The following is a 20,933-nucleotide window of genomic DNA, read 5'->3' on the forward strand; positions in this document are numbered from 1 at the left end:
GAAGCGGCCGGAAGCCGGTATTCGTGGGAACGGATAGCATCGCGAAAGCGTCGAGGAACGTCGCGACGCGGGCGGCGGCGCCGCCCGTGACGGGGGCGTCGAGTCCGAGGAAGTGGTTCGGCATGGGTGTTCGGCTCGCCGGGGGAGACGTCGTCCCCCTTTCCGGGCCCCGTTCCGGTCGTGCGCCCTCCGCCCTTTCGGTCGGCTTCGACTGGACGCCCCCCGCGACGTCCCGCGCCGACTTCGAGCTCGACGCCTCGGCCCTCATGCTCGACGCCTCCGGCGCCGTCCTGTCCGAAGATCACTTCATCTACTTCAACAACCCGCGCAGCCCGGACGGCGCGGTCGAGCACCGCGGCCCCGCCGCGGACGCCCCCGGCGAGACCATCGACGTGGACCTCGCCGCCGTCCCGGACCGCTGCGCCCGCATCGCCTTCCCCATCTCGATCTTCGACGCCGCCAACCGCGCCCAGCACTTCGGCCACGTCGGCGCCGTCTCCATCCAAATCACCACGCCGTCGGCAGCCATCGCGCCGCAGGACGACGCCTCGCAGGACGACGCCTCGCACGACGACGCCTCGCAGGACGGCGCCGAGCTGGCCCGCTTCGACCTACCTCCCGACCCGAACGAGCGCGAGCGCGCCACGGCCGTCCTGATGGGCGAGCTGGACCGGCGCGGCGACGGCTGGACGTTCCGCGCGGTCGGCCGCGGCTACCCCGGCGGCCTGCGCGAACTCGTCACCGACCACGGCCTCCCGACCCGATGAGCGCCCTCCCCGATCGGCCGAGGACCGCCGTCCCGACGTGCGCGGGGCGTGCCGTTCCGACGTGCGCGGGGCGCGCCTTTCCGACGTGCGCGGGGCGCGCCTTTCCGACCTGCGCGGGGCGCGCCGTCACGATGAGCCTTTTCGTCCACCGACCCTCGACACGGAAACCGGGCCCATGATCCTTCGCACTTTCGGCTGGTCCGTCGCCATCACGGCGGTGGCCCTGCTCGTCGCGCTGGCCTACCAGGGGCCCGAGGCGCTCGCCCTGGTGGCGATCCTCGCCGTTCTGGAGATCTCGCTGTCGTTCGACAACGCCGTGGTGAACGCCAAGGTGCTCGACCGCATGTCGCCGTTCTGGCAGAAGATCTTCCTGACCGTCGGCATCGCGATCGCGGTGTTCGGCATGCGGCTGCTGTTCCCCCTGGTCATCGTCGCGCTGACGGCGAAGCTGAGCCCGGTCCGGGCGTTCGACCTCGCGCTGTCGGAACCGCACCGGTACGAGGCGATCATGCGGGACGCCTATCCGATGATCGCCGGGTTCGGCGGCGCGTTCCTGCTGATGCTCTTCCTGAACTGGGTGTTCGAGGACCGCGAGCTGCGCTGGCTCGTCCCGCTCGAACGCGCCCTGGCCCGGCTCGGCCGCCTCGACCAGCTGCCCGTCGTGATCACCGGCGGCGTGCTGGCGGCGGTCTCCGGCCTGGTCGCCGACGATCCGGCGGAGGTCATGATCGCCGGCGTGCTCGGCATGATCACCTACATCCTGGTGGACGGCCTCGGCGAGATGTTCTCGGACGCGAGCGACGACGAGGACGACGACGAGGGCGAGGGCGAGGGCGAGGGCGAGGGGAACGCCGGGAACGGCACCGCCGCCGCGATCGTCCGCCGCGGCGGCCCGAGCAGCGCCGCGCTCGCCGTCGGCAAGGCCGGCTTCTTCCTGTTCCTCTACCTGGAGGTCCTGGACGCGTCGTTCTCGTTCGACGGCGTGATCGGCGCGTTCGCGATCAGCACCGACCCGATCGTCATCGCGCTCGGCCTCGGCGTCGGCGCGATGTACATCCGGTCCCTGACGGTCTACCTCGTCCGCAAGGGCACCCTGCACGAGTACGTCTACCTGGAGCATGGCGCGCACTGGGCGATCGGCGCGCTGTCGGTCTGCATGATGATCAGCATCGGGCACGAGCTGCCCGACTGGCTCACCGGCGGCATCGGCGCGGGCCTGATCCTCGTCTCCTTCGCCTCCTCGGTGATCCGCAACCGCCGCGAGGCCGATGGCGGAGCCGTCGTCGAAGCCGGCGGCAGAACGAACCGCGAGGTCGCCGGCGACACCGCAGCGTCCACGGAGGCGGTCGAGGCGGGGGAGGACGACCCGTCCGCCCGCGTGGCGCCGTCACCGGGCGTCCGCGACCGCTGACAGCGCTCAATCACGGACGGGACGCTTCAGACGAAGACAAGCTACGCGCTGTAAAGGGTCGTCGGGACGCCTTCCAGCGGTCACAATCGCGGTAACGCACCGGCCGGGAGGACATGCGACACCGATGAGCTCCCGTCTCACCGGCGACGAGACCGCGCTGTGGCAGGCCGCGGCGCGCGTCCTGGACGCCAACTGGACGGGGACGGCCACCGTCCCCTCACCGGGCCTGTACCCCCACCAGTGGAGCCTGGACTCGGCGTTCGTCGCCCTGGGACTCGCCCGGCACCGCCGCGACCGCGCCGAACGCGAGCTGACGTCGCTGTTCCGCGGCCAGTGGGCGGACGGCCTGCTCCCGCACCTGGTGTTCGACGACACCCTCGCCCGGCACGCGTACTTCCCGGGGCCCGAGATGTGGCACGGAGACCACCGTCCGCGCGCTCCGCACGGCGTCCGGACGTCCGGCCTCACGCAACCGCCCCTGCACGCGTTCGCGGCGCTCCGCCTGCACGAGTCCGCGCCTCCGTCCGAGGCGGAGCACAGCCTCGACTTCCTGCGCGGCCTCTACCCGTGCCTCGCCGCCCAGCACCGCTACCTGGCCGAGGCCCGCGACCTCTCCGGCTCCGGGCTCGCCGCCATCTGCCACCCCTGGGAATCGGGCATGGACAACAGTCCCGCATGGGACCGTCCGCTCGGAGCCCTCCGCCTGCCGCCCGCCGCGTACTCGCCGGGCCGCACCCCGCGCGACCTGCCCACGGGCGAGGACTACGACCGCTACGTCCACCTGGTCGCCCTCCTGCGCGCGCACGACTACGAGCCCGCCTACATCCGCGACGACCACCCGTTCGCCGTCGAGGACCCCCTCTTCAACGCCGCGTACCTGGCGTCCGAACACGCCCTGGCCGAGATCGCCGCCCTCGTCGGCGCGGACCCGGCGCCCCATCGGGAGCGGTCCGCCCGCGTCCACGCCGCCCTCCTGGACCGCCTCTGGGACCACGAACAGGGCTGCTTCCGCGCCCGCGACCTGCGCGACGACCGGCTCCTCCCGGTCGTCACCGTCGCCGCGTTCGCCCCGCTCCTCGACCCCGACCTGCCGCCCGGGACCGTCCGCCGGCTGGTCGACCTGCTGCTGTCGGCCCGCTTCGCCGGAGCCGCCGGCTACCCCGTCCCCACCTGCGACATCCAGGCCCCCGCCTTCGACCGCAGCGGCTACTGGCGCGGCCCCACCTGGATCAACACCAACTGGCTCCTCTGGCACGGCGCCCTCGGTCACGGCCTCACCGTCGTCGCCGACCTGCTGTACGGCTCCACGCTCCGCCTCGTCCGCCAGTCGGGCTTCCGCGAGTACTTCGACCCCTTCGACGGCACCGGACGCGGCAGCCACGACTACAGCTGGTCCGCCGCGCTCGTCCTGGACCTGCTCGCCGCCCGGCGCGCCCCGAGGGCCGCCTGAGGAGCGGCTACGCTGAGGATCATGCGCCTCCCGAGGTCGACCCGAGCCCTCCCCAGGGACGTCCGCGCCGCCCTGGACCTCCCGCGCGGCGACCGCGTCCTCGCCACCGCGCCCACCCGCGGCGGCTCCCACGTCGTCGCGACGGCCCGCGCCCTCTACGTCCCCACCGAGGACGGCCTGACCCGCGTCCCCTGGGAGCAGGTCGACCAGGCCTCCTGGAAGGACGGCTGGCTCCACGTCCAGGAGACCCTCGGCGGCCCGGAGCACCACGTCCGCCTGACCGACCCGGGCTCGGTCCCCGAGACCGTCCGCGAACGCGTCACCTCGACGGTCGCGGTCTCCCACCACGCCGAACTGCCCGGCGGAGGCGGCGTCCGCATCGCGGGCCGCCGCCCGCCCGGCGGCGGCGCCGTCCGCTGGACGTTCGTCTTCGACCCGGGCCTGGACCCGTCCGACCCGGGCCTGCGCGCCCGGGCCGAACAGATCCTCGAGGACCTCCGCCGCCGGACCGGCCTCTAGAAGTCCGCGCTCCGCCGTCCGGCGGCGTCCTCGACGACCGCGTCCCGCAGCGGATCACCCTGCGGCCCGCCCGCGTCGTCACCGCCGGCGACCCTGCCGATCGTCCCGCCGCGCTCCCGGGCCGCCGCGACGACCCGCTCCCGGGCGCCCGACGCCCGCTCCCGGACGACCCCGGCCGCATTCTGCACCGCCGGAGTCCCGGCCACCCGCTGCGACGTCCGCCTGATCTGCTCATACCGCTCGCGCCCGGCCTTGGCGCCCAGCACGTAACCCACCGCGGCCCCGACCGCGAACGCAACCCGATACCTCATCCGACCCCCAACTGGACACGTCGAATCGTCCCCGACCCCTACCCGCCCACGCCGACCTCACCCACCCCGTCCATAAGGATGCGCGAACCACTCCCCGGATGCGCTAATGTATTCCTGTCGCCAGGGAGCGAAACCCCCGGAGACCAGGGACAATCCCGCGTAGCTCAATCGGCAGAGCAGCCGGCTGTTAACCGGCAGGTTATTGGTTCGAGTCCAATCGCGGGAGCAAGACTCTCCCAGTAGAGACACAGGTCAGGGCCGTTAGCTATGCCGCTAACGGCCCTGATGCTTGTAGTGAGTACCAAAGTGAGTACTTGGCGGTCTAGGGCTGGCTTGGGAAGATCACGTCCATGGCTTGCGCGCCGTCTTGGATCACGGGCCGGATCTGCTGTCGGTAGACCTTCTCGGTCACCTGCGTTCCACTGTGCCCGACCAACAGCGCGATCTTGTCCAGGGGCATCCCGCTGTCCGACAGCAGGGACACGAAGCTGTGCCGCAGCTCCCGGACCGTCCACTCTTCCGGCTCAAGTCCGGCCGGCCCGACGATCTCGCGTCTGAACGCGCGGAGCACCGTCATGGCGTCGCGCACCTTCCCGTTCTCGTCGGGGAAGACGAGGGCTTCGGGCGCCGGCGTCTTCGGAAGGAAGCTCATCCAGAGGTCGCGGAGCGCCTCCACGCAGCGCTGCGGAAGCTTGAGCGTGCGGCGTGACTTCTTGGTCTTGGTGTCGCCGTGTGCCCGGACGGAGCGCCACACGTAGATAGCGAACTCGTCATGCCCCCAACCGGCTTCGTGGACGGGCACCCACTTGCCGGACTCCTTGTCGTAGGCCACAACATGCGACCATCCGAGCTTGCGGAGTTCCTCGGTGCGCGCGCCGGTCAGGAGCGCCAGTACGACGTACTGGCGCATGTCCGACCGCGCGCGCTCGGCGGACCTGAGCAACTGCATGGCCTGTGCGAAGTTGAGCGCCTTCGACGGGCGGCCGGGCCGCTTGCCGGTGGGCACCTCGCACAGGTCCACGACGTTCCGGGTCACGCGATCGTCCCGCTTCATCACGCGAGCGATGGATCGTCTGAGTACCGACCGGACCTCACGAAGCGACTTGGTGGACAGGTGCTCGGCGCGGCCCTCTAGCCAGCGCTCGCAGTCGTCCACGGTGAACTCCAAGACGGGCTTGTCGCCGAGTTGGGGCACGATGTGGTGTTCCGCAAGGCTGCGTGCGTTGGTGGTGGTTGACGAGTCGCGTCCCATGAGCCCGTACCGCAGGAAGCCGGCCACAGCTTCGGCGATGGTGATTTCGGCCGTCGTGGCGGGTGCCTGCTTCTCTGCTTCGCGCTCCTCCCGCTTCTTGAGCATCTGTTCCAGCTTCTTTTGCGCCGCGGTCTGCGTCTTCCCACGCCCGCGCACGATGATGGGGCGCCCATCGGGCTTGTAGCCGATGGTCTTGGACGCCACCCACCGGCGCCGCGAGGGCTCCCAGCTAAGTCCGCCTTCGCCTGGGGAACGTCGCTTCGGGCTCACGCGGCCTCGGCTTCCTGAACGAGCGTCGCGATGTACTCCGCGACGGCGGTTCCGGGGATGCGGCGGGAGCGTCCGCGCCGCACCGAGCGAAGCCGTCCGGCGCGCAGCTCTCGATAGATCAGGCTTCGGCTGAGTCCGGTCATCTTCATGACGTCGGGCACGGTGTAGAGCCGCATCTCGGGCGGGACGTCGGGCATGGGCGTCGCCATGGTGGGTCCTCCGTGGGGTTCGGTCGGTCGGTTGGGTGGGGTGCCGGCGGCGTGCTTGGTGGTGTGTGCGCCGGCGTTCGGGCGCTTGGGGAGGGGGATCCGTACCAAGCGTCCCGAGGTCGTTTCCGCTGGTCAGCCCTGGGACGGATTGATGTGGTGGGACGCTTTGATCCGTCCCAGGGCTGGTTTGGGTGCGTGGTCGGGGTCGGTCGGTGGGACGGTTCAATCCGTCCCAGTGGCGGTATCCGTCCCAGGGCTGACCTGGGCGGGGACGTTCGGGACGCTTGGGGCGGTTACCCCTGGGAGAGGGACCACGGTGCCCTCCGAGCGTGCGGCCGGCGGGATGGGTTCGGGCGGGCAGTACCGCGCCCACGCCTCGCGGAAGTCCGCGCGCAGGTAGCCCTTGGCCTGCTGGCCGTTGGGGAACCGGATGTTGCTGGATCGGATCTCGTATTCGCGGAGCATGGCGCCGAGCCGATGCGGGGTCAGCCCGGACGGCCCGAAGTCGGCCCAGGGCGATTCGGGGGCGTTCTTCAGCCGGTCCAGCAGGACGGCGGTGGGTAGGGCGGTGTCGGTGCCGAACGCGGCGCGGCAGTCGGTCAGCGCGCGTAGCCGCGGGGACATGTCGTCGGTGTCGTCGGCTTGGGAGGTGAGGGCCAGGACGGCGGCGCGGGCGCGGTCGGGCCAGGGGCCGGCGGCGTGGTCGGCGACGACCACGAGCGGTTCCCAGGTGTCGGCGGCGCGGTCTTCCACGGGCATGGGCGGCTCGGCGTTCTCCAGGGTTTTCAGGTCGGGGCGCAGCCAGCGCGCCAGGTCGGTGGCGAGTCGTTGGAGTGCGGGCCGGTCGCGGCGGTGGCGGTAGGGGGCGACGGTTTCGCCGGGGGCACGGCGCCGCATCCGGATCACGATGGCGCGGTCTTCGATGGTGTCGGGCATGGCGCCGATGCCGGCCAGGGCGGCCATGGCGAAGGTGGGGATGGACTCGACGCGTCCGGTGTTGGCGTCGTAGCGCTTGGCGGGCCGGTTGCGCTGGTGTCCGGCGTTCAGCAGCCCGCGCAGATCCTCGTTGCCTTCGGCTTTGGCGCCGAACAGGGTGTCGGCCTCGTCCACGAGAAGCGTGGGCGGGTCGTCGCTGATCGACCGGTACACCGCCGCCGGGGAGGAGTTGACGGTGATGAACGGGTTGTGGCAGGTGCCTTCGACCACGTCCAGCAGGCGGGACTTGCCGCACCGCTTCTCGGGCGCGCGGATGACCAGTCGCGGCGCGTGCGGCCACGCCGGTTGGGCGTGGGTGGCCGCGATCCATAGCGTGACGGCGTCGGCGGCGTGTTCGCTGGGCAGGATGACGTACTTGGTGAGGGCGGCGCGGAGCGCGTCCAGCAGCGCGGCGCCGTCGATCGGCTCGGCGTGCTCGGTGTCGGGGTCGGTGGCGGGTTGGTCGGCCGGTGCGGGGTTCATGCGGCCTGCTTCCGGGTGATGGTGCGGGGACGGGCGGCGCCGGCGGTGAGGCCGGCGGTGATGGTGGCGCGGGCTTCGGTCGGGGTGAACGGGGCGGGTCCGTTGCTGAACAGCGCGTGCGCGGCGTCCCACAGCACGCCGCGGGCGACGTCGGCGGGCAGCGCGCCGGCGCCGACGAGCCGCCCGAGGTTGTAGGCGGCTTTGTTCAGCGCCCAGTTGCGTCCGCCGGGACGGGCCGCGGTGACCCGCGCCGTCTCCCCCTTGAGTGCCTCAATCAGGTAGCGGTCCAGGTCCGCTACGTCGGTGGTGGGGGTGTTGGCACCCAAGGGGGGAGGGGCGGGGCTCGGCGCGGTCAGCAGGTGCGTCAGCCAGTCCGGCAGGGGCGCGGGCGGCACGTCGTGAACGACGCGGTAGGTGCCGGCGCCGTCCGGGAGATCGACGCGGCTTCCGGCGGCGACGACGTATCCGCCGTGCGCGCGGGTGTCGATCAGCCAGCCCAAGCCGGTGCGGTGCCGTCCGGTCGTGTTGCGCAGATGGACGCCGGGCGGAGCGGTGAAGTACAGGTGGAGCCCGCCGCGGCGGGTCTGGACGGTGTAGGTCTCGGACGGGAACGGTTGGCCGTGGCGTTCGCACAGCACGGCCAGCACGTCCGCGCCCTCGTGCACGCCAGGCAGCGCCCAGGGCTTGGGCGGAGTTTCGCCGGGCTTGGGCGTGTCCAGGTCGATGACGATCAGCCCGGACGGGCCGCACGCGACCGCGGTGTTGAACTCGCCGCGCGCCCAGAACGAGCGGATGCGGTCGGGGTCGGTGGTGGCGTGGGTCTCCCACCTGGTGAAGTGCGGCAGGGGCCGCTTGTCGCCGGGGCGCAGTGGGAACACCCGCCAGCCGCGTGCGGCGCACGCCAGCGCCGCCGCGGCGGCTGCCGGTCGGTCGGTTCGCGTGCTCATGCGGCCCTCTCTCGCTGCTCGGCAATGTCGCGTTCGGCGGTCAGCAGGTCTTCCAGGCACGTCTTGTGGCAGGGGCGCCCGTCCTGGTCGCGGCAGAACGCGCCGCGCCCGCACAGGCGGCAGGGCAGCAGGTGCCCGCCGCCCCAGTGCACGGGGTCGTGTCGCCAGTTCAGGCCGATGCGTTGCGGGGTGGGGCGGCTCATGCGGCCCTCCCGAGGTTGCTGCGGTCGGTGGTGAGCCGGTCGGCCAGGACGGTCAGGGCGGCGGCGGCCTGCGGGGGGACGACGCCGTTGCCCAGCAGGCGCAGTTGCTGGTTGCGGGTCAGGCCGGGCACGCCGGTGACCCAGCCTTCTTGCAGGCCCATGAGCCATTCCACGAACCGCGGGCTCAGCCGGGGTTTGCCGCCTCGTCCGGGCTCAGTGGGATCAGGAGCTGTTCGCCCCGTGAGGTGCTCCCAGCGGGTGACGGCGGGCTGGTATCGGCCGAAGCTGCCAGGTGCGGCAGGGTGACCAGGATCGTCAGCGGCGGGGCTCCGATCCCGACGCCGTGCTGGTGGCGCATCCGTTCCCGGCGTGCTCTCCAGACCGCGGGGTCCTTGCCGTCGTCGTGGGCCGAGGTGGTCGGGGTCGGGAGCAGGTGCTCCACCTCGTCGGCCAGTGTCGGGCCGTGCCCGCCCGCCTTGCGCTTGTCGGGGTGCTGGCTGCCGCCGTTCACCGCAAGCTGCGCGGTCGGGGTCTTCAGCAACCAGGAACCAGCGTTCCCGACGATGCGGGGCGCCGACGTCGGACGCGCGAACACATCCCCATTCCGCAGCGAACCCCAGGCGGGCAAGGTCGGACAGGACGATGTCGAGTCCGGGACGCCGGGCAACGATGGCTGCGACGTTCTCCAGGACGAGGTAGCGGGGTCGAACTGCGCGCACGGCGTCGGCGATGCGGTACCAGAGTCCACTTCGGTTCCCTTCGCGGAGACCGGCCCGCGGGCCGGCGCCGGACAGGTCCTGGCAGGGGAACCCGGCGCACAGCACGTCCACCGGGGGCAGGCGGGTGAAGTCGGCGGTGGTCAGGTCGCCGAGGTTGGTCGCGGCGGGGAAACGGTGGGCCAGGACGGCGGCGGCGCCGGGGTCGGGGTCGGCCACCCATACCGGGTGCCCGGTTCCGAGCACGTCCGCGGCGGCCAGGTCCAGCCCGCCGTAGCCCGAGCACAGCGACCCCAGACTGAGCGGGCCGCTCATGCGGCCTCACCGGTCCGCGGGATGACGATGCCTTCGGGGGTGAGGGTGAACTCGTGGGCGTGCTCGCAGATCCACAGGTCGCCGTCGTGGTCGGGGTCGAAGGTGGCCCAGCAGGTGACCGGGGACAGGCAGGTCGGGCAGTCCGGGCCGTCGTCGGTGGGCCAGTAGGTGACCGGCGTGCGGGTCTCGGCGCCGCAGGCGCGGCATCGCCAGATGTGCCGCTCGGGAATCCACGCGACGGGTTCGCTGTACTGGTGGAACTCGTACCCGGTCCATCGGGTGTGCTGGTTGCTGTCGCAGTAGGCGCAGTCGGCGCCGTCCGGGATCGGCCATTGGTCGGTCGGCGGCATGTCGGGGATGTGATGCGTCATGATGGGGAGTGCCTCCCTCTGGTAGGGCTCGGCGGGCCGTTGGTTCGTTGAAGTCCGTGGTCGGTTGGGGGGTGGCGGTCCCGGCGGCGTGCTTGGTGGCTAGTGCGCCGGGACCGCCTTTTTTGCGTCTGGGCTAGCTGCTCTCGGGCAGTTCGCCGTTGGGCCGGAGCAGCCGGCCGCGGTCGGGCTCGGCGTCGGCGGCGTGGTCGTCGGGGGCGGCGGTGGGGTCGGTGTCGAGTAGGTAGAGGTCGAAGTAGCGGCGGGCGCCGCCGCCGCGGCGGTTGGGGTAGGCGGACGAGATCTCGCCGGTCTGGCAGCGTCCGCCGGACAGCTCCGGCAACAGCCGGGTCAAAAGGTCGGCGACGGCGCCGGCGTCGTCGTCCATCCCGGACAGCCGGACCTTGACCACGCGGACGGTGGGCGGGGTGCGTGGGGTGGTCATCGGTCCTCCAGTCGGCGGGGGTGGGTGGCGCGGTCGGTGGCTTTGCGGTCGCGTTTGCGTTGGCGTTCCTTGGCCAGTTCGGAGCGGACGGACAGGACGGTGCGGTGTGCGGTGCGGGAGCCGAGTCGCTGGGCGCGGCCGGTGCCGCCGCATCGGGGGCAGGGGCCGAACCGGCGGCGGTTGCTGCCGGGCTTGCGGCCGGTGCCGCTACAGCGGCGGCAGGGCCGGAACGGGTAGACATAGACGCTGACGGCCCACAGCGCGAGGGCGGCCATCGCGAGCAGCAGCAGGTTGATCACGGGCGCCCTCCGTCTACTGGTGGGGTCGGGGGCAGTCGTTGATGCCCTTGTCGTAGCCGAGGTGGTAGCCCTGCCGGTAGCCGCCGGTGTGGCCCTCGCTCCAGCCCACGCGGTAGCCGTCCTGGTGGCCCATCTCGTGGCCGGACTGGTAGCCCTCCGCCCAGGCCAGGCAGGCGAAGCGGGTGCAGTCGCCGGCGCCGCGGCAGATGGCGGGGTCGTGGGCGGGGCGGGCGGTGGTGGTCTTGCGCGGGGTGCTGGCGGAGGTTTGCGCCTGCTGCTTGGGCTGGTTGGCCTGCCGGCGCTTGGCCTGCTTGCGGCGGCGGTCTTCGGCGGCCTTGCGGCGGGCGGCTTCGGCCTTGCGCTTTTTGAAGTCGGTGGTGACATGGCAGGTGTGGTTCAGCCCGCGCGGCTTGCCGCAGGTGCGGCAGGTGGTGGTGACGGTCGCGCGCGGCTTGAGTCGGGTCTTGCCGGGCTTGGTGCGGCGGTTCAGGCGGGTGACGCAGGTGTGGGTCAGCCCGCGGGGCTTGCCGCACCGTCCGCACTTGAACACCTGGATCTTCAGGGCCATGGGGTCTCCTGTTGATGGGTCGGGAGCCGGGGGCCGCTACCCGCTACCGGGCAGGTCAGCGGGGGTAGGCGGGTAGCGGCAGGTCGCGGCCGGTCGGGTTTGCGCAGGTCGGGCAGGTAGCGGCGCCGCTACCGGGTAGCGGGCCGGGTCAGCTGGCGGCGGCGGTGTCGGCGGCGGCTTGGACGGCTTGCTTGCGGCATCCCTTGCGGGTCACGCCGGCGCGCTTGACGTCCACGCTCGGCACGCCGAGGTCTCGGCACTGCGCCGAGATCGCATCGGCGGTGACGTCGGCCCACCGGTCGCCGATCTGGCCGGCGAGCCGGTCGGCGAGTTCGTTCCAATGCAGACCGGGATCGCTGCCGAACACGGCCAGGACGTCGGCCAGGACGTCGCGGTCGGGGGTGGTGGTGTCCTGCCCGGCGGCGTAGCCGGTCAGGGTGCCGGCGCGCTCACGGAGCTGGCGGGCGGCGGTGAGGATCTTCTCGGCGTCGCCGTGGTCGGCCAGGTGGGTGCGGACGGTCGGGGTGTGGTCGGTGGCGCCGTACAGGTACCCGACGCCCAGGTAGGGCTTGCCGACCGGCAGTGCGGAGGCGTCGAACCCTTCGGAGTAGGCGTCACCACCGAGGATCGCGTCAGAGACGTTGCGGTTGCCGCAGCGCAGCGCGAACCGGACGGCGTGGTTGTCGCGGTACCGGTTGAACAGCCGCTGCACGTCACCGGCGCCGACACCGGACGGCTTCTGCGACGACGACAGCAGGATCACACCGGAGGACGGGCCGACCGCCAGGATGAACGACAGCAACTCGGCGACCTGCTTGTTGTCGTCCTGGTCAGGGAGTTCGAAGTAGTTCTGGAACTCCTCCATGACCAGCATCCAGATGAACAGCCGCTTGGGGTACTTGCGGCACAGTTCCTCGGTCAACTTCCCCTCGGGGCACTCCTCCGGGGACAGGGTGGACAGGAATTCGTTGGTGTCGATGATGTGCCGCTTGATCTCGGCGAGCGCGTCGATGAGCTGGCGGACCGGGTCGCCGGCGCGGTTGGGCACGGTGCCGCGGATGAAGTGGTAGGCGACCATGGCGAACTTGTTCCAGTCCGGGGAGTTCTTGCCGTCCACCACGCTGATCCGCACGCGGGCGTCCAGCGCGGCGTACAGGGCCAGCAGCCGCGCGGCGAACGTCTTGCCCTTGCGGGGCTGGGCACCGATCAGGATCGAGATCCACAGCAGGGACAGGGTGACCTTGCGGGAGTGCTCGTCCAGCCCGAACGGCGCCGGCTGCCAGATGTTGCGGGGCTTGCAGTCCAGCAGCGGCGTCTTGCCCGCCGGGATCGCGAGCGGGTCGCGGTCCATCACGGTCAGGGTGTGCCGGCGGTGGCTGGACGGGTCGTGGGTGAGGTACACCTGCGAGGGGGCGACGTCCAGCCCGGACGCCAGTTCCTTCTTGGCGTTGACCGCGGCATCGAACCCCTTGCCGTGCGGCAGTACCACCTTGACCTGCGAGCCCTGACCTTCCTTGGTGCGGGACATGGTGGTCTCGAAGGTGACCTGTTGGTTGGGCTTGTCGGGGTGCCCGAGCCCGGCGGCGTAGTAGGCGCGCAAGACCACGTCGTGGTTCAGCAGCCGGAACCGCGGGACCGTCATCGCCGGGACGATGATCGGGTGGTCCTCCGGACGGCCCAGGTGCGCCAGCCACGGCACCCCGACCGCCGCCACCGCGGCCCACGCCCACCACGGCGCCACGCTCACCATGACCAGCAGCGCGGCCAGCACCCCGAACGCCTGCCCGGCCAGAATCAGGCCGCGCACCCGGCGGGTCTCCTTCACCTCCCGGTGCAGCCGGTACCACTCGCGCGAGTCGCCGGACGCGACCGCCAGCGACCGCAGGTAGTCCTGCTCGCTCACCCACCACCACGCGAGCTGGCGGTTGCCCAGCCGCCACACCCCGACCACGCTCCACAGCAGGGCCAGCACCCCGTAGCGGGGGGTGCGGACGGCGTGGAAGGCGATCCGGTGCGCGAACCGTCGGGTGTGCCGGGCGATCGCCTCCCCGACACCGCCGAGCGTGCGCAGGTTCTCCGGGATGACCGGGTAGGCGTCGCCGTCCGGGTCGTCCAGCAGGTACCCAATCCCGTCGTCCACCGGCTCGGGACCGGCGCCGGGCTCAGGGTCCAACTGCACTTCGAACGAGGTGTCGATGTCGGCGGCGCGCGCGTCCTCGTCCTTGTGGACGGGCGCGTCGTCGTCGGCCGGGCGAAGCGGGATCACTTCGGCGTCGAATCGCCGCTGCGGCGCGGACGAAGCGTCGGCGGGGTCGTGGGGGCGGACGGTGTGGTCCAGGTCGTCATCGGACGGGTCGCGGTTCGGGGTGTCGGGGTTCGGGGTGTTCATGCGGCCTGTCCTTCCGTGGCCGTGGTGGGGTCGGACGGGGACGCGGCGGAGTCCGCCGGTGCGGGGTTGGACTTCAGGTGGGTGAGCAGGGCGCCGACGCGGGCGTTGCCGGCGGTGTGACCGGCCTGCCGCAACTGGGCGGCCAGGCTGTCGCGGGTGAGCGGTTCACCCCGCGCAGCCAACTCGGCCGCGATCTGCTGGCCCAGCGGGATCAGGTTGGTCACGTCCACCGGGGCGGGCGCGGAGGTCCGGGACGAACGCCGGGACCGTCCGCCGGACGGAGCTGTGCGCGTCCGGCGCGCCGTCCGCCTGGTGGCGTTGGACGGTCCAGCCGACGGGGAGGCAAACGGGGTGGACGCGGAGGCGGACGGTCCGGGCTCGGACGGGGTGGACGGTCCGGCCTCGATGGCGGGACGCTCCCCGGACGGGAGCACGGACGGCGCGGCGGACGGTCCGGAGGCGGCTAGCGCGCGCCGTCCGGGCGCCACCGGGGCTTCGTCCAGCACCCAAGCGCGAAAGCCGCGGGTCGTGCTGCCGGGTGCCATGCCGAACCGCAGCAGCCACAGCGCCATGCCGCGGGCGGCGGCCAGCGGTGAGGACTGGTCAGCGTCGCGTCCGGCCAGTGCACGCTGCCTAACCACGGCAATCAGCCGATCGGACGCGGCGGCATACAGCGCGGCGGGCATCACCCACGCGGCCACCGACTTGGCCGAACCGGGATCGGCCGACAGGGCGTTCATGCACAGCGAACCCAGCACGCACGCCAGGTTCAGCGCACGTTCGGCCACCGCCGGCCGTCCGAGCCGAGCCTGAGCCAGGGCCAGCAGCGCGAAGATGACCGCGGCGGCGTCCAGCCCGAGCGCCTCCAGCAGCGACGCGGCGTGCTCGTGCTTTTGCGCGTGGACGAACGAGTACTGCGCCCGGTAGGACACATACCCCTGCGCGGTCGCCAGCAGAAGCAGCAGGACGCTTGCCACCGCCAGCAACCGGCCGCCCGCCCGATCGGCGGACGCCTGCGCGGGCGCCTCGGCGGCCTCGGCAACGTCCGCGGTGCGACGGCGGGTCAACCAGCCCGGCAGATACCGCAGGTTGAACACCTGAACCGGACGGCCGTGCCGGTCGGAGGTGGCGCCGGCGGCATCGGCCCGCCAACCGCCGGTGCCCTGGTCGGGGTGTCCGAACTCCGGCGGCGGGGTGAAGACGGTCATGACTGCCCTCCGGGGCGACCGGTGGCCAGGGCCCGCAGGCCGGTGACCGAACCGAACAGGGTGATCGGGGCGAGCGGGACCGCCAGGAAGCCGGTCGCGGCGAACCACGCCAGGCAGGCGATCAGGCAGGCCAGGGCGAAGCAGACACTCGCGGTCAGCACGGTGCGCGTCACGACGCCACCCCCGCCGCCCGGCTGACCGCGAACGCGGGCCGCTCGACGGTGACCAGCCACCATCCGCCCTCCCGCAGCGACCGGTGAAGCATCCGCGCGGCGACCGTCGTCACCGCCAGCACCGCCGCGACGGTCAGGGCGAACACCGGCACCGGGTGCGCGATCAGCAGCACCGCACCGGCACCGGCCAGGCGGATCGGGGACGAGCACAGCCAGCCCAGCAGCGCGGCCAGCGCGGTGCCAATGAGGATGAGCGCGGTCATGCGGCCTCTCCCAGGTCGGAGCGGACGGGGGTGCGAGCCCAGTCGGGCACCGTCAGCGGGGCGTGGGTCTCGTGGTCGATGTCGGCGGCCATCACCGCCCGGCAGCAGGACGGGCACCGAAAGTGCACCGGGCCGCCGTCCAGCGGCGTGCGGCAGGACGGGCACAACACCCCCGCCGGCCGCGGGGAGACCGGCCGCGAGCAGGCGGTGCGCACCGGGTCGGGGTCGTTGGGGTTCGTGGTCGGTCGGAGCGTGGCGGTTCCGGCGGCGTGCTTGGTGGCTAGTGCGCCGGGGACCACGGTCAGGGATCGCATGGTCGGAGTCCTTCCTGTCGGTCCAGGTCGGTGTGTGCGAGTAGCGCGGCGGAGGTCGCGCCGGGAATGAGGTGCGGGTGGGCGGCGAGGGCGTCTACGGCGGTCAGGTCGTCGGGGCGGACCCGGATCCCGCCCAGGTCGCAGAACCAGCGCAGCCACACCGGTTCCATCCCGCCGGCGCAGCGGTACTCGGTGGCCGGGAGGCGCCCGGCGGCGTAGTCGGCGGTGCGGGTGGCCAGATCCTGAACCTGGTTGATGTGCAGCCAGCGCGCGTTTCGGGTCTCGCGCGGCGACGGGCTCAGAGTCCCGGCGACCTCGGCGACGAACACCTGCCAGTGGTGGCCGATACCGCGCGGGCCGGGCGTGCGGCGGCACCGGTTGGCACGCCACCCGCCGGTCACCAGCTCCAGGCTGGTGACGGACAACCCGAGTTCCTCTTCGACCTCGGCGGCGGCAGCGTCGGTGTAACCGTCGTGCGCGTCGAACACGTGCCCGGCCACCGGCGCCGTGCCGGCGGGGAAAGTCGCACGGTCGAACATCAAGAACCCCGCCGGGCCAGTGATGATCACTCCCACGCTGGCGTTGTCGCACCTCGGCGGACTGGAGTCGGTGGTCATGCCGCGTTCTCCCAGCTCTCCGCACAGTCCAGGCAGACGCCCAACGAGCGCGGGATCACGTAACCGACGTCGATGCGGCATTCGGGGCAGGTCCGGCGGGCGGCCATGGCCTTGCCCAGCGCGGCACGCTGCCGCGGGCTGGCGGTCCGCTTGGGCAGCGCCAACCGCGCGTCGTACAGGTACGCCTCCCGCACGCCGCGGGTGCGGCCGGAGTGCCACATCACTTGGGCGACGACGGCCTGTCCGCCGGGCCGCAGTCCGCGCGCCGCGAGCTGGCGGCGGGTCAGCAGGTGACCGGGCGCCATCCGCCACGGGTAGGTGGGCACCCCGTAGCGGGCGCCGGTCGGGTCGTAGAAGCGGGTCACGCCCCTGCGCTGGCGGCTCACCACGCACCGCCCGCGCGGCGCGCGCTGTGCGGGGTGCGGACGCGGCCGGTGCGGCTGTGCGCGGTCACGGTCAGCGCGTCCGGGGTCAGGTGCGGGGCGGCGGTGACCGTCACCGCGCCCGACCGGGACTCGGCGGTCACTTCGCCGGGCTCCGCGGCGTGCGCCGTGATCGCGCCGGAAACGGTGGTCAGGTCGGCGCGGGGACCGTTCAGGGCGTCCATCTGGATGGCGCCGGATTTGGTGACGGCCTGAATCTCGCTGGCCCAGCCGAGCCACACGGCACCGGAGGTGCTCGACACGTTGCCTCGCACGGCGGAGGTCACCCGCACCGCACCCGAAACGGTCTTGGCGATCAAGTACCGGGTGTGGTCGTCGGGCTTGGTGCCGGTCAGGCTGCCCGAGGTCGAATCGAACTTGATGCCCTCGTAGCAGCCGGTGACGTCCAGGTCGGCCGACTCGGTGGAAGCGACCGCACCGGAACCGGCCGGAAGCCGAGCCGTCACCGTCAGCATGCCGGACGGACCCGCGGTCAGCTCCGACACCGGAACGCCGTTGACGGTGATCTCGGTCAGGTCGAACACTTCACCGTGGAACGACACCCCGCCCACCTGGAAACCGGTCGCAACGCGCCCGGCGGACTGCGTGATGCGCACCGACCCGTCCGGCACGGGCACGGTCCGCCCCGTGCTGACGGCGGGGACCTTGACCAGCAGGCGGGCCGGGTCGGGCAGGAACTCGATCCGGGCGTCTCGGACCGCGGCGGCAAGCGCCGGGTCGTCGCCGGTCGCGGTCACCGTCACCTCGGCGAACCGCCGGCCCGGCTCGGTGACGGTGGTGATGCGGCCGTGCGGCAGGTCCACCGCCAGCAGCACCGGACCCGCCTGACCGGCGGTCAACGTGCGGGAAGTCATGGGATGGAACTCCTTCACTGGAAGGGGAAGCGGGACGGGTCAGGCCGCGGCCGGCGTCGCGGACACCGGGACGGCGGGGAGCTGGCGGACGTCACGGCGCAGCGCGGTCAACTCCCGCACCGACAACCCCGCCCACACGCCGTACGAGGGCCGCACGCGCAGCGCGTAGTCCAGGCACTCGGCCCAGACCGGGCACCCCTCGCACACCTCGCGGGCCACGTCCATCCGGGCCTGCCGCTCGGCGACCGGCTCGGGAACGAACGCGTCCGGGCCGGTGTGCAGCTCCGGGTCCCACCGGCACGCGGCGCCTTCGGCCAGCGCGTCCAGCAGGTCCCCCAGACGCAGCCGGGACGGACCAACGGTCATGACGAACTCCTTGGGGAAGGTGGTCGGTTGGGGGTGGCGGTCCCGGCGGCGTGCTTGGTGGCCAGTGCGCCGGGAGCGCGACGGACGACGGTCGGCGGTCACTTGTGCTCGGACCCGACCGCGGAGAAGAACGTGGTCGCCGAGTGCAGCGCCTTGTTGACGGTCCGACCGGCCGACTCGGGCGCGTTGAACACGTAGAACAGCAGCGCGATCACGACCAGCGTGCCCAGCAGGTTGCTCTTGTCGCGGATCATCTGGTCCTCCAGAACCGAGGGGTTCGCCGGACGAACCTCTCTGATGAGGTGCGCACCAATCTAGAATTGGTGCACACCACTGTCAAGGGGGTGGCGCCGGTTGGCTCCCTGGGGTTACGGGGAGCTTGCCGCCACTCCATGAAAACGCCCTCTGGCCTGCGTAAATAGCTAGGCAGGGTTAACCTGTGCGAGTTAACCCCTGTTGCTCCCCTACGGCCTTGCGGCATCCTCGGTGGCAGGTGTGAGCAGCCGGACGGAGTTGAAGTCCTATGCCTCTCGGCTTGAAGCGGGCGCGTCTCGCACGGGGCTGGTCACAGAACCGTCTACGCGGCGAGATAGAGCGCTATGTGGTGGCCCATCCGCAAATCGTCATTGCGAGTGCGGCCAGCTTGAAGGTCTACATTTCCGAATGGGAGAATGGACGCCGACGGGTCACCGAGCCCTACGCCTCGATCTTGCGCGCGCTCTTGGGATGGACCGATGAGGAACTACTTGAAGACGCCACGTCCATTGAAGCTGACGGTTACGACGAACTGATTCGTCAGATCGACGCTGCGCACGCAGTCAGCAAGTCCCTAGTAACCACGTTTACTACGCAAACCGAACTGTTGCGCACGCAGGATCGGATGGTCGGCGCGTCCAGCATTGTAGATCCGATGAACGCCCATCTTGCGGCCATCCAAGAGGCGCTGACGTTTGCAGTCTTGCCGGACGCTCGACGTCCGCTAGCGCGAGAATTGGCCGGCGCCGCGACTCTTGCCGCGTGGCAAGCCCTCGACGTAGGTGCTGCCGACCGAGCGTGGCGGCATTACGAGATGGGCAAGCAGGCGGCCAGGGAAGCGGATGACGTCCTGTACTTAGCTCACGCAATGGGGGAACAGTCGTTTGTGTTGGCTGACGCCGGCCGTCCCGAACTTGCCGTGAACTTGGTAGAGGAAGCGCTTCGGACTGGCGGTGCGCGGCTTTCGGCGAGACTGCGGGCCTGGCTTTTGGCTGCGGAAGCAGAGTTGCGGGCGCTCGCGCGCGATCCTCAAGGCGCGCGTCGCGCCCTGGAGGATGCAGCGCAAGCCATGCCGGCCACCAGTGATCCCCGTGACCCGGACATCGCAAGTGTCTTCTTGAACACTGAACACTTCGACCGCTGGACTGGTCACACGATGGTTCTGCTTGGGGATGACGAAGCAATTTCGTCCCAGTACGCTGTCCTCGAAGCCATGGATCCGACTTTCGTCCGGGCGCGCGCTGGCCTGCATTGTGACTTGGCTGAGGCTCATTTGATACGCGGAGAGAACGCGGAAGCGGCTCGTCAGGTTCGCGAGGCGAAGCTACTGGCCAACAGGACGGGATCTGTGCGCTATCGCCGAAGGATCTCCCGACTTGGGAACGCGGTCCAGGGTTAACGTGTCACTGGCCGAACGCCAGCACGTGAAGCAGCGCGACTAGTGTTCCGGACCCCATCAGGTCACCCTTTTTAAGAAGTCGGTGGACGTCGGTCAGGGGAATCCATGCCACCTGTCCCGACTCCTCGACGTCTGTAGGGTCGCCGACTCGCGTTGCTCCGCGGCCTACGAAAATCTCGTGCGGAGAATCAACCATGCCAACCATCGGCTCGTACGTGACGACATGGTCAAGCGAATTGGGGCGCCATCCCGTTTCTTCCTCTACTTCCCGAAGGGCTGTCTGCTTTGGATCCTCGCCCTGATCAACAATCCCGCCGGGAAGCTCCCATCCCCAACGCCTAGGTACAAAGCGGTAGCGCCAAAGCATAAGGACGCGGTTCTTGTCATCTATGACCGCGGCGATTGAGACTCGTTGGAGATGAACAACATGGTGTTCAAAAGGTTCCATGTCCGGGGGCTCAACCTCGGCTAGGCCGAGCCGCACCCACTTGTTATCGTAAAGAGTACGTTCTCCGTGAATCTTCCAGGACTCCAGCTTTCGATCTTCTACTAGGCGTTCGTAGTCGTCCGCCACGTAGTAGCCGCTTCCGTGTGTGACGCGCAGGGTCCCGTCCGCCACGAGCTTGCCGAGTACTTGGCGGACGGTCGTCCGGCCGGCGCCGAGGTCCTGCGCTAGAGACCGCTCGGGAGGTAGTCGCTTTCCCGGTTGCCACTCTCCCGATGCGATGTGGTCGCGGATTGCCCGCTCGACACCGTCTGCGACTTCACCCATTAGGCGTCAGCCCTCCGTTCGCGATGCTCCCGCCTACTGTAGGCCGCCGTGCACATGCACGGGGACCGCGCGCCAGAGGCGCAGCTTCCCGAGGCGCCGCAGGCAGGCTTGCGCGACCTACTCGAGGCCCTCGCGCTGGCCTCCGGAGATCGGACCAGCTTCGTGGGCATCCCTAGCACGGCGCCTTACGGTGCCTAAAGATGCATCGGCGACGTTCAGTGAGTACCAGAGTGAGTAACAACGCCCTGGGACTTCGGTGGACCTCCGTGGACGTCAGGAGACGTCGCGAGGGGCTCTAACGGACAGAGATTGGGCAAGAAACCCAAGTGTGTCCCATTCGAGTCCAATCGCGGGAGCCATGCCGCTCAGCGG

General features: G+C 71.1%; 28 protein-coding genes, 1 tRNA gene and 1 pseudogene. 6 read left to right on the forward strand and 24 right to left on the reverse strand.

Annotation, left to right across the window (positions count from 1 at the left end; translation table 11 throughout):
* Positions 1-122 precede the first annotated feature (122 nt).
* The 4 genes from ACFPCY_RS04620 to ACFPCY_RS04635 all read left to right on the forward strand — a co-directional run bounded on the left by ACFPCY_RS04620 (position 123) and on the right by ACFPCY_RS04635 (position 4,147).
* A complete protein-coding gene (locus ACFPCY_RS04620; protein ID WP_378252279.1) occupies positions 123-767 on the forward strand; it encodes a TerD family protein in 645 nt (214 codons plus the stop codon).
* A 175-nt stretch (positions 768-942) separates the two neighbouring features.
* On the forward strand, positions 943-2,178 hold the full coding sequence (locus ACFPCY_RS04625) for a DUF475 domain-containing protein (protein WP_378252280.1): 1,236 nt from the start codon (positions 943-945) through the stop codon (positions 2,176-2,178).
* 124 nt (positions 2,179-2,302) lie between these two features.
* Positions 2,303-3,628: an MGH1-like glycoside hydrolase domain-containing protein gene (locus ACFPCY_RS04630; RefSeq protein WP_378252281.1), complete on the forward strand. Its 1,326-nt coding sequence runs from the start codon at positions 2,303-2,305 to the stop codon at positions 3,626-3,628.
* A 21-nt stretch (positions 3,629-3,649) separates the two neighbouring features.
* Positions 3,650-4,147, forward strand: coding sequence for a hypothetical protein (locus ACFPCY_RS04635; protein ID WP_378252282.1), 498 nt, complete (start codon positions 3,650-3,652; stop codon positions 4,145-4,147).
* Here the strand turns inward: ACFPCY_RS04635 and ACFPCY_RS04640 are convergent.
* Positions 4,144-4,458, reverse strand: coding sequence for a YtxH domain-containing protein (locus tag ACFPCY_RS04640; protein ID WP_378252283.1), 315 nt, complete (start codon positions 4,456-4,458; stop codon positions 4,144-4,146). The two genes, ACFPCY_RS04635 and ACFPCY_RS04640, sit on opposite strands and share 4 nt — an antisense overlap.
* Positions 4,459-4,611: 153 nt before the next feature.
* Between ACFPCY_RS04640 and ACFPCY_RS04645 the strand changes: the two genes are divergently transcribed.
* A tRNA-Asn gene (locus ACFPCY_RS04645) sits at positions 4,612-4,684 on the forward strand.
* Between the two features lie 96 nt (positions 4,685-4,780).
* Here the strand turns inward: ACFPCY_RS04645 and ACFPCY_RS04650 are convergent.
* The 22 genes and pseudogenes from ACFPCY_RS04650 to ACFPCY_RS04755 form a co-directional block, all read right to left on the reverse strand.
* Entirely contained in the window at positions 4,781-5,914 is a 1,134-nt protein-coding gene (locus ACFPCY_RS04650; RefSeq protein ID WP_378252284.1) for a tyrosine-type recombinase/integrase, read from the reverse strand.
* Positions 5,915-5,976: 62 nt separating this feature from the next.
* Entirely contained in the window at positions 5,977-6,189 is a 213-nt protein-coding gene (locus ACFPCY_RS04655) for a helix-turn-helix domain-containing protein (RefSeq protein WP_378252285.1), read from the reverse strand.
* Between the two features lie 222 nt (positions 6,190-6,411).
* On the reverse strand, positions 6,412-7,647 hold the full coding sequence (locus ACFPCY_RS04660; protein ID WP_378252286.1) for a DUF3631 domain-containing protein: 1,236 nt from the start codon (positions 7,645-7,647) through the stop codon (positions 6,412-6,414).
* Positions 7,644-8,594 carry a bifunctional DNA primase/polymerase gene (locus ACFPCY_RS04665; RefSeq protein ID WP_378252287.1) on the reverse strand — a complete coding sequence of 317 codons (951 nt, stop codon included), beginning with the start codon at positions 8,592-8,594 and terminating at the stop codon, positions 7,644-7,646. The genes ACFPCY_RS04660 and ACFPCY_RS04665 overlap by 4 nt, the downstream gene beginning before the upstream one ends.
* Positions 8,591-8,797: a hypothetical protein gene (locus tag ACFPCY_RS04670; protein ID WP_378252288.1), complete on the reverse strand. Its 207-nt coding sequence runs from the start codon at positions 8,795-8,797 to the stop codon at positions 8,591-8,593. Before ACFPCY_RS04670 ends, ACFPCY_RS04665 begins: the two co-directional genes overlap by 4 nt.
* Positions 8,794-8,958, reverse strand: coding sequence for a hypothetical protein (locus ACFPCY_RS04675; RefSeq protein ID WP_378252595.1), 165 nt, complete (start codon positions 8,956-8,958; stop codon positions 8,794-8,796). Before ACFPCY_RS04675 ends, ACFPCY_RS04670 begins: the two co-directional genes overlap by 4 nt.
* A 23-nt stretch (positions 8,959-8,981) precedes the next feature.
* Entirely contained in the window at positions 8,982-9,338 is a 357-nt protein-coding gene (locus ACFPCY_RS04680; protein WP_378252596.1) for a hypothetical protein, read from the reverse strand.
* A 40-nt stretch (positions 9,339-9,378) separates the two neighbouring features.
* Positions 9,379-9,828: pseudogene (locus tag ACFPCY_RS04685) on the reverse strand (DNA cytosine methyltransferase); the annotation flags it as partial.
* The gene (locus ACFPCY_RS04690) at positions 9,825-10,199 is read right to left on the reverse strand and encodes a hypothetical protein (RefSeq protein WP_378252289.1); all 375 of its coding nucleotides are present in this window, start codon (positions 10,197-10,199) and stop codon (positions 9,825-9,827) included. The gene ACFPCY_RS04690 and the pseudogene ACFPCY_RS04685, both read right to left, overlap by 4 nt.
* Positions 10,200-10,332: 133 nt before the next feature.
* The gene (locus tag ACFPCY_RS04695; RefSeq protein ID WP_378252290.1) at positions 10,333-10,641 is read right to left on the reverse strand and encodes a hypothetical protein; all 309 of its coding nucleotides are present in this window, start codon (positions 10,639-10,641) and stop codon (positions 10,333-10,335) included.
* Positions 10,638-10,940, reverse strand: coding sequence for a hypothetical protein (locus ACFPCY_RS04700; protein WP_378252291.1), 303 nt, complete (start codon positions 10,938-10,940; stop codon positions 10,638-10,640). Before ACFPCY_RS04700 ends, ACFPCY_RS04695 begins: the two co-directional genes overlap by 4 nt.
* 13 nt (positions 10,941-10,953) lie before the next feature.
* Positions 10,954-11,508, reverse strand: a complete 555-nt coding sequence (locus ACFPCY_RS04705) for a hypothetical protein (protein WP_378252292.1) — start codon at positions 11,506-11,508, stop codon at positions 10,954-10,956.
* Between the two features lie 148 nt (positions 11,509-11,656).
* Positions 11,657-13,897: a hypothetical protein gene (locus ACFPCY_RS04710; RefSeq protein WP_378252293.1), complete on the reverse strand. Its 2,241-nt coding sequence runs from the start codon at positions 13,895-13,897 to the stop codon at positions 11,657-11,659.
* Positions 13,894-15,105 carry a hypothetical protein gene (locus tag ACFPCY_RS04715; RefSeq protein WP_378252294.1) on the reverse strand — a complete coding sequence of 404 codons (1,212 nt, stop codon included), beginning with the start codon at positions 15,103-15,105 and terminating at the stop codon, positions 13,894-13,896. The genes ACFPCY_RS04710 and ACFPCY_RS04715 overlap by 4 nt, the downstream gene beginning before the upstream one ends.
* Positions 15,102-15,278: a hypothetical protein gene (locus ACFPCY_RS04720; RefSeq protein ID WP_378252295.1), complete on the reverse strand. Its 177-nt coding sequence runs from the start codon at positions 15,276-15,278 to the stop codon at positions 15,102-15,104. The genes ACFPCY_RS04715 and ACFPCY_RS04720 overlap by 4 nt, the downstream gene beginning before the upstream one ends.
* The gene (locus tag ACFPCY_RS04725; protein ID WP_378252296.1) at positions 15,275-15,541 is read right to left on the reverse strand and encodes a hypothetical protein; all 267 of its coding nucleotides are present in this window, start codon (positions 15,539-15,541) and stop codon (positions 15,275-15,277) included. Before ACFPCY_RS04725 ends, ACFPCY_RS04720 begins: the two co-directional genes overlap by 4 nt.
* A complete protein-coding gene (locus tag ACFPCY_RS04730; protein WP_378252297.1) occupies positions 15,538-15,855 on the reverse strand; it encodes a hypothetical protein in 318 nt (105 codons plus the stop codon). The genes ACFPCY_RS04725 and ACFPCY_RS04730 overlap by 4 nt, the downstream gene beginning before the upstream one ends.
* On the reverse strand, positions 15,843-16,472 hold the full coding sequence (locus ACFPCY_RS04735) for an NUDIX domain-containing protein (protein WP_378252298.1): 630 nt from the start codon (positions 16,470-16,472) through the stop codon (positions 15,843-15,845). Before ACFPCY_RS04735 ends, ACFPCY_RS04730 begins: the two co-directional genes overlap by 13 nt.
* A complete protein-coding gene (locus ACFPCY_RS04740) occupies positions 16,469-16,837 on the reverse strand; it encodes an RRQRL motif-containing zinc-binding protein (protein ID WP_378252299.1) in 369 nt (122 codons plus the stop codon). The genes ACFPCY_RS04735 and ACFPCY_RS04740 overlap by 4 nt, the downstream gene beginning before the upstream one ends.
* 17 nt (positions 16,838-16,854) lie before the next feature.
* Positions 16,855-17,769 (reverse strand): DUF4097 family beta strand repeat-containing protein, encoded by a 915-nt coding sequence (locus ACFPCY_RS04745; RefSeq protein ID WP_378252300.1) that lies wholly within the window; start codon positions 17,767-17,769, stop codon positions 16,855-16,857.
* 39 nt (positions 17,770-17,808) lie between these two features.
* Complete coding sequence (locus tag ACFPCY_RS04750; protein ID WP_378252301.1) at positions 17,809-18,135, reverse strand: WhiB family transcriptional regulator; 327 nt, start codon at positions 18,133-18,135, stop codon at positions 17,809-17,811.
* 98 nt (positions 18,136-18,233) lie between these two features.
* Positions 18,234-18,389, reverse strand: coding sequence for a hypothetical protein (locus ACFPCY_RS04755; RefSeq protein WP_378252302.1), 156 nt, complete (start codon positions 18,387-18,389; stop codon positions 18,234-18,236).
* 269 nt (positions 18,390-18,658) lie between these two features.
* On the opposite strand from ACFPCY_RS04755, the gene ACFPCY_RS04760 reads away from it, so the two are divergent.
* A complete protein-coding gene (locus ACFPCY_RS04760) occupies positions 18,659-19,789 on the forward strand; it encodes an XRE family transcriptional regulator (RefSeq protein WP_378252303.1) in 1,131 nt (376 codons plus the stop codon).
* 4 nt (positions 19,790-19,793) lie between these two features.
* Here ACFPCY_RS04760 and ACFPCY_RS04765 read toward each other — a convergent pair whose 3' ends face one another.
* Entirely contained in the window at positions 19,794-20,561 is a 768-nt protein-coding gene (locus ACFPCY_RS04765) for an NUDIX domain-containing protein (RefSeq protein WP_378252304.1), read from the reverse strand.
* Positions 20,562-20,933 lie beyond the last annotated feature (372 nt).

The sequence above is a fragment of the Actinomadura gamaensis genome, assembly GCF_042652125.1.
GTDB classification, from domain to species: Bacteria; Actinomycetota; Actinomycetes; order Streptosporangiales; family Streptosporangiaceae; genus Spirillospora; species Spirillospora gamaensis.

Coding starts and splice junctions, on each gene's coding strand:
- ACFPCY_RS04640 (WP_378252283.1), bottom strand. CDS start 4,458: ATGAGGTATCGGGTTGCGTTCGCGGTCGGGGCCGCGGTGGGTTACGTG.
- ACFPCY_RS04625 (WP_378252280.1), top strand. CDS start 943: ATGATCCTTCGCACTTTCGGCTGGTCCGTCGCCATCACGGCGGTGGCC.
- ACFPCY_RS04705 (WP_378252292.1), bottom strand. CDS start 11,508: ATGGCCCTGAAGATCCAGGTGTTCAAGTGCGGACGGTGCGGCAAGCCC.
- ACFPCY_RS04715 (WP_378252294.1), bottom strand. CDS start 15,105: ATGACCGTCTTCACCCCGCCGCCGGAGTTCGGACACCCCGACCAGGGC.
- ACFPCY_RS04730 (WP_378252297.1), bottom strand. CDS start 15,855: ATGCGATCCCTGACCGTGGTCCCCGGCGCACTAGCCACCAAGCACGCC.
- ACFPCY_RS04670 (WP_378252288.1), bottom strand. CDS start 8,797: ATGAGCCGCCCCACCCCGCAACGCATCGGCCTGAACTGGCGACACGAC.
- ACFPCY_RS04660 (WP_378252286.1), bottom strand. CDS start 7,647: ATGAACCCCGCACCGGCCGACCAACCCGCCACCGACCCCGACACCGAG.
- ACFPCY_RS04755 (WP_378252302.1), bottom strand. CDS start 18,389: ATGATCCGCGACAAGAGCAACCTGCTGGGCACGCTGGTCGTGATCGCG.
- ACFPCY_RS04655 (WP_378252285.1), bottom strand. CDS start 6,189: ATGGCGACGCCCATGCCCGACGTCCCGCCCGAGATGCGGCTCTACACC.
- ACFPCY_RS04735 (WP_378252298.1), bottom strand. CDS start 16,472: ATGACCACCGACTCCAGTCCGCCGAGGTGCGACAACGCCAGCGTGGGA.
- ACFPCY_RS04690 (WP_378252289.1), bottom strand. CDS start 10,199: ATGACGCATCACATCCCCGACATGCCGCCGACCGACCAATGGCCGATC.
- ACFPCY_RS04665 (WP_378252287.1), bottom strand. CDS start 8,594: ATGAGCACGCGAACCGACCGACCGGCAGCCGCCGCGGCGGCGCTGGCG.
- ACFPCY_RS04675 (WP_378252595.1), bottom strand. CDS start 8,958: ATGGGCCTGCAAGAAGGCTGGGTCACCGGCGTGCCCGGCCTGACCCGC.
- ACFPCY_RS04635 (WP_378252282.1), top strand. CDS start 3,650: ATGCGCCTCCCGAGGTCGACCCGAGCCCTCCCCAGGGACGTCCGCGCC.
- ACFPCY_RS04695 (WP_378252290.1), bottom strand. CDS start 10,641: ATGACCACCCCACGCACCCCGCCCACCGTCCGCGTGGTCAAGGTCCGG.
- ACFPCY_RS04750 (WP_378252301.1), bottom strand. CDS start 18,135: ATGACCGTTGGTCCGTCCCGGCTGCGTCTGGGGGACCTGCTGGACGCG.
- ACFPCY_RS04725 (WP_378252296.1), bottom strand. CDS start 15,541: ATGACCGCGCTCATCCTCATTGGCACCGCGCTGGCCGCGCTGCTGGGC.
- ACFPCY_RS04620 (WP_378252279.1), top strand. CDS start 123: ATGGGTGTTCGGCTCGCCGGGGGAGACGTCGTCCCCCTTTCCGGGCCC.
- ACFPCY_RS04630 (WP_378252281.1), top strand. CDS start 2,303: ATGAGCTCCCGTCTCACCGGCGACGAGACCGCGCTGTGGCAGGCCGCG.
- ACFPCY_RS04760 (WP_378252303.1), top strand. CDS start 18,659: ATGCCTCTCGGCTTGAAGCGGGCGCGTCTCGCACGGGGCTGGTCACAG.
- ACFPCY_RS04745 (WP_378252300.1), bottom strand. CDS start 17,769: ATGACTTCCCGCACGTTGACCGCCGGTCAGGCGGGTCCGGTGCTGCTG.
- ACFPCY_RS04710 (WP_378252293.1), bottom strand. CDS start 13,897: ATGAACACCCCGAACCCCGACACCCCGAACCGCGACCCGTCCGATGAC.
- ACFPCY_RS04765 (WP_378252304.1), bottom strand. CDS start 20,561: ATGGGTGAAGTCGCAGACGGTGTCGAGCGGGCAATCCGCGACCACATC.